The sequence below is a fragment of the Gordonia otitidis NBRC 100426 genome (assembly GCF_000248075.1).
GTDB lineage: Bacteria > Actinomycetota > Actinomycetes > Mycobacteriales > Mycobacteriaceae > Gordonia > Gordonia otitidis.
Genome location: NZ_BAFB01000244.1, coordinates 1 through 11672, shown reverse-complemented (window position 1 = coordinate 11672; position 11672 = coordinate 1). Strand labels below are relative to the sequence as shown.

10 protein-coding genes and 2 pseudogenes are annotated in these 11672 nt (G+C 65.5%); 2 read left to right on the top strand and 10 right to left on the bottom strand.

The genetic code is table 11. The annotated features are described in order from the left end of the window. The 9 genes from GOOTI_RS23530 to GOOTI_RS23490 form a co-directional block, all read right to left on the bottom strand. The coding region (locus tag GOOTI_RS23530; RefSeq protein ID WP_007241107.1) for a class II glutamine amidotransferase domain-containing protein at window positions 1-580 on the bottom strand (580 nt) is incomplete at its 3' end. Window positions 581-656: 76 nt separating this feature from the next. Then, the gene (gene glnT / locus GOOTI_RS23525; RefSeq protein WP_007241106.1) at window positions 657-2003 is read right to left on the bottom strand and encodes a type III glutamate--ammonia ligase; all 1347 of its coding nucleotides are present in this window, start codon (window positions 2001-2003) and stop codon (window positions 657-659) included. 336 nt (window positions 2004-2339) lie between these two features. After that, entirely contained in the window at window positions 2340-3734 is a 1395-nt protein-coding gene (locus tag GOOTI_RS23520; protein WP_007241105.1) for an ammonium transporter, read from the bottom strand. Between the two features lie 96 nt (window positions 3735-3830). Beyond that, on the bottom strand, window positions 3831-4883 hold the full coding sequence (locus GOOTI_RS23515) for a heme-dependent oxidative N-demethylase family protein (protein ID WP_007241104.1): 1053 nt from the start codon (window positions 4881-4883) through the stop codon (window positions 3831-3833). Between the two features lie 65 nt (window positions 4884-4948). Continuing rightward, window positions 4949-5941: a PDR/VanB family oxidoreductase gene (locus tag GOOTI_RS23510; RefSeq protein ID WP_007241103.1), complete on the bottom strand. Its 993-nt coding sequence runs from the start codon at window positions 5939-5941 to the stop codon at window positions 4949-4951. Then, window positions 5938-7524 carry a heme-dependent oxidative N-demethylase family protein gene (locus GOOTI_RS23505; protein WP_051998054.1) on the bottom strand — a complete coding sequence of 529 codons (1587 nt, stop codon included), beginning with the start codon at window positions 7522-7524 and terminating at the stop codon, window positions 5938-5940. The genes GOOTI_RS23510 and GOOTI_RS23505 overlap by 4 nt, the downstream gene beginning before the upstream one ends. Further along, a complete protein-coding gene (locus GOOTI_RS23500; RefSeq protein WP_007241101.1) occupies window positions 7500-8495 on the bottom strand; it encodes a PDR/VanB family oxidoreductase in 996 nt (331 codons plus the stop codon). The genes GOOTI_RS23505 and GOOTI_RS23500 overlap by 25 nt, the downstream gene beginning before the upstream one ends. Next, window positions 8492-9079, bottom strand: coding sequence for a dimethylamine monooxygenase subunit DmmA family protein (locus GOOTI_RS23495; RefSeq protein WP_007241100.1), 588 nt, complete (start codon window positions 9077-9079; stop codon window positions 8492-8494). The genes GOOTI_RS23500 and GOOTI_RS23495 overlap by 4 nt, the downstream gene beginning before the upstream one ends. A gap of 5 nt (window positions 9080-9084) precedes the next feature. Continuing rightward, a complete protein-coding gene (locus tag GOOTI_RS23490; protein WP_007241099.1) occupies window positions 9085-9468 on the bottom strand; it encodes a cupin domain-containing protein in 384 nt (127 codons plus the stop codon). A gap of 527 nt (window positions 9469-9995) precedes the next feature. Here GOOTI_RS23490 and GOOTI_RS23485 point away from each other — a divergent pair. Then, window positions 9996-10922 (top strand): phosphatase PAP2 family protein, encoded by a 927-nt coding sequence (locus GOOTI_RS23485; RefSeq protein WP_007241098.1) that lies wholly within the window; start codon window positions 9996-9998, stop codon window positions 10920-10922. A gap of 126 nt (window positions 10923-11048) precedes the next feature. Here GOOTI_RS23485 and GOOTI_RS23480 read toward each other — a convergent pair. Continuing rightward, window positions 11049-11477 (bottom strand): annotated as a pseudogene (locus tag GOOTI_RS23480) (PucR family transcriptional regulator); the annotation flags it as partial. A 42-nt stretch (window positions 11478-11519) separates the two neighbouring features. Between GOOTI_RS23480 and GOOTI_RS25895 the strand changes: the two are divergent. Continuing rightward, window positions 11520-11672: pseudogene (locus tag GOOTI_RS25895) on the top strand (IS630 family transposase); the annotation flags it as partial.

Genomic DNA, 11672 nt, shown 5'->3' with positions numbered 1-11672 from the left:
CACCCTGCGCGCGCAATTCGCGTCGGATGGTCGCGTGGTTGGAGAACGACCCGTTGTGGACGAGGCACTGTTCGGGGCCTACGGCGAAGGGGTGTGCACCCGACGGGGTCACGGCGGACTCGGTCGCCATGCGGGTGTGTCCGACGCCCTGCCAGCCCTGCGCGGACGCGAGGCCCCACTGCTGTGCGAGGTCGCGCGGCGCACCCACGCCCTTGAGGACTGTCAGATCCGAACCGAAGCCTGCGACGAGCGCCAAGGGGAATGCGGCCCGCGCGGCGTCGAGGAGGTCGCCGGCGTCGATCGGTGCCGAGAGGACGAGGGTGTCATCGACCAGCTGCGCTGCGACGTCGGTGCCGAGCGCATTGGTCAATTGCGTTGCAGCCTCAGCGGGTTCGACGTCGATCTCGAGCAGACTGACGCAACCGTGACCTGCCGGCGCCCATGCCTCGTTGCCGTAGACGGCCATTCCGGCGGAGTCGGCTCCGCGGTCTTGCATCTCGCCGAGCATGCCCGTGAGCAACTGGCCGAGTTGGGGATACAGCTCTGGGTTGCGCAGGTGCAACCCGACGATTCCGCACATGATGTGTGCCTTTCCGTGTAGTGGGATGATCTCGACGAGCTCGATCTCGGCAAGCTCGATCAGGTGGGGGTGGGGGTCAGAACGCCGTGAGGTACTGCTCGACCTCCCAGGGCGAGACGGCCGAGTGCCAGGCGAAGAACTCCTCGCGCTTGAGGTGCGAGAAATACTGCGAGACGCGCTGTGCGTCGTCGGGCCACTCGTCGGGGATCGCGGCGTCGAGTGTTGCGGTGACCACCGCGTCGGCCTCGAGTGCCTCGACAGCGTGCAGCAGTGTCAGCGGGAGGGACGAGATGTGGCCCGGGCAGGTGCCGAGGGCGCCGGGGTCGAGGCTGCGCTTGATGCCGTCAAGACCAGCTCCGAGTGCCGCAGCGATCGCGAGGTACGGATTGGCCGAACCGTCGCCGCCACGGAGTTCGACGCGCTGCTCGTCGGGGATGCGGACGTAGTGGGTACGGTCGTTGCCGCCGTAGGTCGGAACACGTGGCGCCCAGGATGCCCCGGAACGGGTGGCAGTTGCGCCGGTTCGCTTGTAGGAGTTGACCGTCGGTGCCATCACAGCCTGCAGCGCGGGGGCATGCTCGAGAATGCCGCCGACGAATCCGTATGCGGCGGGCGAGAGCCCGAGGCCGCGTTCGTCCTCGTCGGTCGAGCTCGGGAAGACCGGATTGCCCGCCGAGGTCAGCGAAAGATGCAGGTGCAGACCGGAACCGGTGCGTTCGGCGAACGGCTTGGGCATGAACGTCGCGACCATGCCGCGCTCGGACGCGAAGGTGGAGAGCAGGTAGCGCAGGGTGATGACGCGGTCGGCGGTGGTCAGGGCGTCAGAGTAGGCGAAGTTCTGCTCGAACTGTCCGTTGCCGTCCTCGTGGTCGTTGGCGTAGTTGCTCCAACCGAGCTGATTCATCGCCGTCGACACGGTGGTGAGATGGTCGTACATACGGGTGAGCCCGCGGACGTCGTAGCAGGGCCGGTCGGAATCGTCGGCCGCGTCGGCGGTGATGAGCGCGCCGTTGGCGTCTCGCTTGAGCAAGAAGTACTCGACCTCCGCGCCGACCCACGGTTCGAACCCGGCGTCGGCGGTCTGCGCGATCAGCGACTTGAGGATGTTCCGCGGGGCGAACGGCCACGGCTTGCCCTCGACGTGGGGATCGCAGTGGACGATCGCCAGGCCCTCCTTGATGAAGGGAACCGGCAGGAACGACGAGACGTCGGGGATGGCGACGAGGTCGGGGTCCTTGGGCTCCTGCCCGATCGCGCCGACCGCGTAGCCGGCGAAACCGACTCCGTCGTCGGCCAGTTCGTCGACGGCTTCGACCGGTACGAGTTTCGCGCACGGCTTGCCACGCAGGTCGACGAACATGGCGAGGATGAACTTGGTGTCGTTGATCTCGCAGAGTTCCGCGAGGGTCTTGGTGTCAGTCATGGGTTGCTCCGGGGTGTTCGAGGGAGTGAGTCCAGTATGTCTACTCGTATGATCCTTTGTCTAGTATTAGTAGACGCTCGATTTATTGCGGTTCCGTTAAGCGCGCGTGAGGTGGTGGTATCGGCCGCATCGGCTGCACGGTCGGCGGCAGGGGGTGCACGGTCGACAGCAGGGGGTGCACGGTCGGCGGCAGCAGACGCACGGTCGACAGCAGGAGGCGCACAGTCGGCCGCAGGAGACGCACAGTCGGCGGCTTGAATACAGAACGCCCGTGAGTGCGCGGGGGTCGGTGCGTACTCACGGGCGTTCTGTGGACAGGTAGCGGATTCTGCAGGACTACGTCGTCGTGGCGGGAGCTGCCGCAGGGGCAGCCGTGCTCGCTCCTGCTGCCGCTGTGCTGGAGGGCAATTCGTGTTCGAGGTTCTCTGCGGCGCGCTCCGGGTGCAGGCCGGAGAAGCCGCCTGGCGCATGTCCGACGCCTGCTGCGGGGATCTCGTAGGCGGTCTCGGCGTGGATCGTGGAGTCGAGTCCGAGCGTCTCGGTCTCGGCGTCGACACGCAGACCCATCGTCTTGTCGATCGCTGTCGCGATGAGCCACGTCATGACGAACGAGAAGACGCACGTGATCACGATGCCCGCCAGTTCGCGCCACAGGACATCGATGTCTCCGCCGAACAGGATTCCCTGGACGCCGGCCGGTGCCGACGACGCCGCGAACAACACGATGCACAGGGTGCCGACGATGCCTCCGATGCCGTGGACGATGAACGCGTCGAGGCTGTCGTCCACCTTGAAACGGGCCTTGATGCTCATCAGGAACGCCACGACCGCCGACGACAGAAGCCCGACGCCGAGCGCGCCCAGCGAGCTGACCGCGTTGGCGGACGGCGTGATACCGACCAGACCCGCAACGACGCCGGTGATGACGCCGAGCGAGGTGACGTGGCCTTCACGGATCTTCTCTATGACGGCGAAGCCGATCATGCCCGCGCTGCCGGCGAGCAGCGTGTTGAGAATGACGAACTGGGTGAGAAAGGTGGCACCGAACGCACAGCTACCGTTGAACCCGAACCAGCCGAACCAGAGGATTCCGCCGCCAAGCAGCACCATCGGCAGATTGTGCGGGCGCTCCATGCGCTTGCGTCGTGCACCGAGCACCAGCGCGAGGGCGAGCGCTGCGACACCTGCATTCATGTGCACCGCAGTGCCTCCCGCGAAATCATGGATGCCGATCCTGTTGAGCAGGAAGCCGCCCTTGGCGTCGTCGGTGTCGGCGGTGAAGACCCAGTGCGCGACGGGGAAGTACACGAGCGTCAGCCAGATCGGCACGAAGACGAGCCACGCAGAGAACTTCATCCGACTGGCAGCACCACTCGCGACGATCGCGACGGTGATGGCGGCGAACAGAATGAACCATGCTGCGTAGTACAGGACCTGGGTGCCGCCCGATCCGTCGTCGGTCTGATGGTTGATGAGTCCGATGTAATCGGTCGGATTACCGATCAGCCCCCAGCCCTTGACCGACGGGCCCGAGACGAGTCCGTATCCGTACAGAACGTAGAGCACGCTGGTGATGCCGAGAGTGATGAGCACCATCGTCATCATGTTGAGTACATTGCGCGACCCCAGCATGCCCCCGTAGTAGAAGGCGAGTCCGGGGAACATGAGCAGAACGAAGACGAATGCGGCGAGCATCCACGACAGATCCGCATGTGCGGCGAGTTGTTCCATGGGTGTTCCTTGAGTTGGTGACGAGTTCGATCAGCGGGACGGACAGGGCAGACGGAGACGAAGGCTGGAAGCGTGGACGAGGACTGGAAACGTGGGCTAGTCGGAAATGGGTTGGCGGAGATATGCGACGACGTCGTCGCGGTAGTCGAAGAACCCCTTGTACGTGGCGATGCGTTCGTCGAGGGTCTCGATGACCGTGGCCAGCTGGGCCGACCACTCGGGGATTCGTCGCACCTCGTTGAGCGACGCCATGAACGTGCGGATGTTGAAGGTGACGGCCCCCGACATCGGTAGGCGGATGAAATGCTCGAGTTCGATCCGCAGACGGGCGGAGCCGAAGTCGTTGTCCCGCACCATGGCCGGGATGTCGCGGCCCCACTCGGGAAGCTCTTCGAGGCTGACGTCGAGTTTGTGCGAGTCCGACGCCGAGAGCGTCCAGTTCACGCGTCGGTAGACCTGATCGGCCGGGAGTCTACGCAAGAACTGCTCGGCGCGCGCCACGATCCCGTCGCGGATGAGACCTGGGACCGGGGCGTGGATCTCGTACATGTCCATGCCGACGTCGAACGACACCGACCACGCGGCGGCGAAGGTCACCACACCGGCGTCGAAATAGAGTCTGCCGTCGCGTTCGACGACAAGGAGCAGATCGTCGGGAACCTCACGCGCAAGGAACTCCATGGGGCCACCGGGCAGCGTGTCGCCGTCGCCGAGTGTGAACGCGGCATCGGTGCCGAGAAGGTCGTTACGCCAATGGAATCGGCCGGCGCCTAGTTCGTCGAGTCGCATGAAATGCGGGTAGGCCAGCGCGAGGTCGCGCAGGTAGTAGAGCAGCAGATCCCAGCATGCGATCTCCATGCCGGGGCGGATCCGCACGCGGGAGGGATCGGCGTCGAGAATCCGCCTGCGCTCGGCCATGATCGACGGGTACTCGGCTCCGCCGAGGTCGACGAGGTTGCGGCCCCACTCGCCGCCCCGGGTGCGGTGGGGAACCCGGGCCGGTTCGACGTTGACGGAGTAGCTGAATTCTGCGAGCTCGTCGGGGAACGGCCATGGGATGTTCGACAGATGGTCGACGGGCTGGGCGAGGAATTCGGCGGCCGCACCTGTCGGTGTGTGCGCGGCTGACTGGTCGGTGGTGAGTGTCATGTGGTCACCTCGAAAGCGTTCGGATGTCGTCGGTCGGGGTTGGATCAGCGGTGGGAGCGGTTGGTTCAGTCAGCGGAGAGGTCGAGCACGAGGTCGCCTGCGCCGCGGGAGACGCAGCAGAGCATGCTGTCGCCGGATGCTCTCTCCTCGTCGGACAGGACGTAGTCGCGGTGCGTTATCTGCCCGGCACGCACCGGGATTCGGCACTCTCCGCAGACCCCCTGACGGCACATGTTGGTGACCTCGACGCCGTTGTCGACGAGTCGTTCGAGCAGCGAGACACCGGGCGGCACGTCGATGACCGTTCCATCGGCAAGACTCACCGAGAACGGATCTCCCGGATCCTGTTCTGGCGCGGTGAACCTCTCGAGGTGTACCCGCGCCGACGGCCAGCCCGCCGATGCAGCGATCCGCTGGTAGGTGTCGAGCAGCGGCGCCGGGCCACATGCGTAGGCGTGCGTGCCGAGTGGTTGCGCTGCAAACCGCTCCGCGAGCAGAGCAATCGTCTCGTCGACTCCGGTCACCTCGTGCAGCGTGACGTCGGGCTGTTCGGCCAGTGCCCGGAGATCCTCCACATGCGCACTCTGACCTGGACGGTAGGAGTACACGATCTCGACGGTCAGACCGTCACGTGCCGCGGCGCGTGCATGCGACAGGATCGGGGTCACCCCGATACCTCCGGCGACCAGCAGGGCGTGCCGCTGGTCGAGGACAGGTGCGAACATCGGTCGTGGACCCTCGACCTCGATCAGCTCGCCTTCCGCGACGTTGGCGTGCAACCACTCCGACCCTCCGCCGGTGTCTTTGCGCAACACCGAGATCCCGTACGAGTCGGGATACATGCCGTCGTCGACCAACGAATAGGCGTTACGGGTGGCGCCTGCCTGCACGATGAGGTGACTGCCGGGTTGGTAGGGGGTCAGGGCGCCGTCGAGTGGCGCGAACCGGAAATGCGTGATCGCGTCCGTGAGTGGGCGGACCGCCACGACTCGCATGGTGCGCGACCCCGTCCGATAGCCGTCGTGCAGGTGTCCGCCGACCTGCGCTGCGGCCGTCATGACAGTTCCTCGAGGGTGCGCGCGTCCACGGCGGAGGCCAGGAAGCTGCCGCGCGAGGCCGAATGATGCTCGTGGATCTCCAGACGCCGGGTGCAGCCGGGACATTCGACGATCCCGCCGGGGGCGCCCACGGCGCGGAAGGTGTCGCGGCAGTGGGCGCAGTACACCGGCAGGTCGGCCGTGTCGGTCACGAACGCCGACAGTTCGTCGGCGATCGCTCCTGCCGAGCGGGCAGCACCGAGAGCAGTCAGCACGTCGTACTGGCCCCCGGTAACCAGAATCCTTGCCCCGGTGTGCGTTGCCGTGAGCGCTTCGTCGAGTAAGGCCCGGTCGTCGTCGTGTGTCAGTGAGTCGAGGACGAGCAGGCGCGTGGGGCCGACACTCTCCGCGACACGTACCCACGCGCGCGCGACGTGTGCGGTCTCGTCATGTGCACCCACTGCGACGATGAGGAACTCCGATCCGTCGGCGTCGACCTCGGGGGGCCGTGCCGGCCAGTCAGGCAGTCCGTGCACGGGTTCGGTTGGTGCAGTGCCGGTGTCGATCTGCGGTTCGGTGATCGGTGATTGCGGCGCCTCGTACGAACGCAACCACTGCGCGGCGCGCGTGCGGTACTTGATGATGCCCTTGTAGTCGGCCATGTCGTCGGGTAGCTCGGCGAAGACCTCTGCTGCACGTGCACGCCATGGGTCGATGGTCGCCACCGCTTCCAACGGCAGGAGGTAGGTGCGAATCAGGAACATCACCGCGCCGGAATCGGGCAACCGGATCAGATGCTGGACCTCGACCCGCAGATGGACGAGCCGCCCGAACTCGGCGTCGTCGACGTGTTGGATCATCTCCCTGTCGGGTCCCCATTCGGGGTAGCGCTCGGTGGAGACATCGAGTCGGCGTCCGATGGTCATCGTCCAGTTGGTACGACGGTAGGGCTCATGTGGTTGGAGCCGCTTGAGGAACTCGTGTGCGCGGGTGATGACACCCATCTTGCGCACACGCGGAACAGGCCCGTGGATCTCGAGAAAGCTCATCCCGACGTCGAATCCGAAACTCCAGTCGGCTGCGAAGGAGATGATGCCGGCATCGACGAACAGCTGCTCGTCGCGTTGGTCGAGCAGTGCGATGTCTTCTTGCACCTGGGTGGAAATGTAGTGCAGTGGGTCGTCGCCGAGGCTCGACTCGTCACCGTAGCGAAAGGTACGTTCTTCATCGAGAAGGTCGTTGCGCCAGCGCCATTCGTCGCCACCGAGTGAGGTGAGGTGCATCGTCTCGGGATACGCCTGGGCTAGCTCGCGCAGGATGGTGAGCATGGCGTCCCATGCTGCGGGCCGCATGTGCGGCAGTACTGCTCGACGTGTCGGATCGGCGTCGAGGATCGCAGCACGCTCGGCAACCTCTGCGTGGTATTCGGAGTCGACGACGACCACCGAATCCCCCCATTGACCGGCAGGTGTGCTCACCTGTGCTCCGGCGGGTTCGACGTTGGTGCTGTACCGGTAGAAGTCGTCGACGAAGGGAAAGGGGAAGTGCGCGATCAGATCTGGTCGCGTGGCTGCCGTGGTCACAGCGGTACCTCCAGGGTGCATCCGTCGCCTGCGCGTGAGACGCAGGGCATGATCGCGGTGCGCGACTGCTTTTCCTCCTCGGTGAGGAACAGATCGCGATGAATGGGTTCGTCACCGCCGCACAGGTCGATACGGCATTCGCCGCACACGCCCTGTCGGCAGAGATTGGGCACTGCTATCCCGTTGGTCTCCAGCGCTTCGAGCAGGCTGGTTCCCGACGGGACGTCGAGGGTTCGACCACTGCGCGTGAGTGTCACCCGGAACGGGTCGCCCGCGTCGAGGGCGTCGATGCCGAAGCGCTCGGAATGCAACCTCGACGCCGGCCAACCGGCGATACTCGCGGACTCGAGAACGTGGTCGATGAAACCTGCTGGGCCGCAGACATAGAGATGGGTGCCTACGGGTTGCTCGAGCAGGGTGTCGGCGAGGCGTATGGCGAACTCGTCCCTGGTGGTGAACAGCTCCGCATTGCCGCCGGCCAGGCGCGAGACCTCGTCGACGTGCGCGGCGTATCCGGGCCGAAACGCATAGAGCACCTGCACGTTTCGCTGCCATCGTGCTGCTGCTCGCAGATGCGAGACGATGGGTGTCACCCCGATACCGCCCGCGATCAGCAGGTGTTTTCCGGCCCTAGCCGCCGGCGCGAACGCGCTTCGAGGTGGCCGCACCTCGAGCTGGTCACCTTCGGCGAGGACGTCGTGCAACCACCGTGACCCCCCGTTGCCGTCGGTCGCCCGCAGAACCGAGATCGTGTACTCGGTGGGGTGCGCTCCGTCGGAGACAAGGCTGTAGGCATTCGAGTACTCGCCCGCCTGGACGACGAGGTGGCTGCCCGGCACGAACCCGGGTAGCGGAGCGCCGTCGGGCGCTGACAGCGTGATGGTTCGTATTCCGTTGGCACTGTTGACTATCGACGTGACAGTCAGTACCAGCGTTGTCGGCCGCCGAGGTACGGGCGTCCTCGGGACGCCGGTGTCGGCCAGTGCGGTCATCGCGTTGCTCCTCCGGAGGGGGCCGTCTCGGCGTCGACCATGAAGCCGAGGAAGGCGCCGGTACGTCGGGATACGTGGTAGTAGACGAGGAGGTCACGGTCGCAGCCGTCGCAGCAGATCACATCGTCGACAGCCGCGACGGCGTGCGTCGTGGTGCGACAGTGTGAGCAGAAGACATCGACGGGACCGGTACCGACGGGGACAACGCTGATCTCGTCGTCCTCGAGTCCAGCGTCGATCGCGGTGGCTCGCAACCGCAGGCACGATCCGACCGGTCCGGCAAGCACCACACGCACACCGACTGCACTGCTGCGCAACGTGTCTCGTAGTTGCGCGGCGAGAGTGTCGACTTGATCACCGAGCAACACCGATCGCCCCACACCGGGGCCCAGGGTCTGCGTCCAGCCGCGGACAAGATCGACTGCCGAGGGGGCGTCGGACATTGACTGCGGGGCGTGGGGGTCGCCCACGCCGACGAGCACATAGGAGCGACCCGTCGTGTCCGGGAGAGCGGTGGTGGTCGGTGTGGGCCGGCCCGGCGTACGTGCCCACGCCGGCACGCTCGAATATGCGAGCTGCGACATCGGATCTACAGGAGCGTCGAGTCGCGGTGGCCGGCGTAGAACGCGAGAGCGTAGTCAGGGGTGCTGAAGTAGATCTTGGAACCCTTGGGGAAGAAGATCGCGTCCTTAGCCTTGGCGACGGTCTTCTGTCCCGTTTCTTTGTTCTCGAGAAGGAACTCGCCCTCGAGGACGACCTTCATCTCGTCGTACTCGTACTCGTAGTAGAGCGGGGCGTCGGTGTGGCGGAGTTCGAAGTAGCCGCTGCACATCTCGCTGCCGTCCGGGTTCTCGTAGACGTCACCGATGAAGCCCTCGGTACCGGGATATTCGGCATCGGGCATCTTCGGAAGGCTCTCCCAGGCACCGGGCGTGACGCGGAATTCGAGGGCACTCGTGCTGTCGATCGACATGTTTTCTCCTATTCTGGTGAGAGAAAGTCCGTTTCACCCCGTTCGCCCCGAGTGGGCCGATCCGGTGAATCGTGTTGGTGATTCATGGGAGTGGACTTCGTTCCCTTATATGAGACCGCTCGAGTGTTTCGGCCGGATGACATCAACGTTGACGTGTGTGACACTTTGTCTACTGCAGTGAAACTTCGATCGGGGGCGTCTCGTCGGGAGCGTCGGAGCGCAGCCCGAGCGGCCATTTTCTGCTGTTCGGCTCCGTTGTAGTGAGAGCCGCAGCACGACAAGATGTTTGCTCGTCGTCGACCGGTTTACGACGACCGTCGAGTAGCTGACAATCGCTGCATGACCCGGGGGTTGTGCTGACACGTACACGCAGTCTCTGCGCCGCAGTCCGTGACAGTGAGGCCCTGCGGTCGTCACGATCAACACCTGAGTCGCCCCACTCCAGGCGAACGCTGGCGCGATATCCGTTCGCGACGCGCCCGACGGCGTCCCAGATTCTTCCCAGGTTGTCTCGATACGGTGAGTCGGTGAGTTTTCCGTCCGCAGCGCGCCAGGCACGTGGCCACCGACCCGTCGGGTATGTGGTGGCCGCCGTCCTCGCGGCGCTGCTGGCGTTCGCCGCCGCCGGCGGCATCTTCGTCTTCGCTGTCAGGACATCGGTCGGGCAGGTCATCGATCAGCGTCTGCTGGAATACGGACGCGAACTACCTGCCGCGTCGCAGGTGCCCCACTGGTTGTCGATGAGTGTTGTGTCGAACCCACTGACCTGGATCGTCGGAGCGGCGATCGTCGTGGGATTCGTTCTTCTCGGCGCGGTCCTACCGTCGGAGCGCGGTACGCGCGGCGTCGGATCGCGGATTGCCACGACTGCTGCCCTGCTGCTGTTTCCGCCGGTGACCATCATCATCGTCCGTGCGCTTCGTGACGGTACGTATCGTCCGCACTTCCACGACTGGATCGAGGAGACCAACAACTCGGCGCCGAGTGGGCACGCCGCCGCCATCGCCGCACTGGTCGTCGCGGTCACGCTCGCCGCTCCCCCGCTGCTGCGTCCGTGGATCGCTGCGGTTGGAGGTACGTGGGCGGCGATCATCGACTTCGGCCTCGTGGCCGCCGGCTGGCATCGACCCAGTGACGTGGCCATCTCGACGTTGCTGATCGTCGGTGCGGGGATACTGCTCCCCGATCCACACCGCGGGTCGACGACCGTCATTCCGCGGATCGCCGGCCTCGGCGTGAGTGCGCTGATCGTCGTCGCGGCATCCGTCACGGTTGCCGTGTACTACCCGCGGATCGAGCAGGTCGTGATCGCCGCGCTCGTCGCCGCTGTGGTGGGAGTCTGTGTCGGGATCCTGGTGGCGTTCAAATCGGGAGACCGTGCTGCCGCCGCACGCAGCCTTGACGGCGACCGGTGGGACGTCGAACAGCGTCGCGACCACCACCTCGTCGGCTGACACTTCGCGCACGGTCGGCGACAGGACGCGCACGGTCGACAGCAGGAAGCGCACAGTCGGCAGCAGGAGACGCACAGTCGGCAGCAGGACGCGCACGGTCGGCAGCAGACAGCGCACAGTCGGCGGTCAGGCCTGAGCCAGGACCTCCGCGCCCAGGAATGCGCACACGGTCAGGGCGAGCGCGAGGTCGAGGCGATCGGTGGTGCGGGTGTCGCGCATCGCCTTGTCGACGCGATATTTGACCGTGTTGCGATGCAGGTTGAGTCGTTCCGCAGTGTGCAGGTGACTCTCGCCCGTGGCGAAGTACACCGACAACGTCTCGCGCAGGACTGCCGCGTTCGCTGAATCCTCGGCGAGCGGGCCCAGGATCTCGTGCACCCACGCGCGGGTGAACTCCAGGTCGCGGGCCAGCCGAGAGACCACGGCCACTCCCCGATCCCCGAAGCCGACGACATCCGCGACCAGACTGCCCGGCATCGTCGCGAGGCCCCAGGCGGCGAGTGCCTGCTCGTGGGAGCGTCGAAAACCTGCGATGCCAGAACCGTTGAGTCCTAGTGTCCTGAGTCATTAATTGTCATTCGGTTGTTAGGCTGGGGAATGGCAACCCGGGGTCCGCGAGCAGTGGATATTGTTCTGACCGATGACGAGCGCCGTGAGCTCGAAGGGTGGGCGCGTCGGCGAACGACGGCCTCGGGTTTGGCGATGCGCTCACGAATCGTTCTCGCCGCCGCTGATGGCGGTTCGAATACT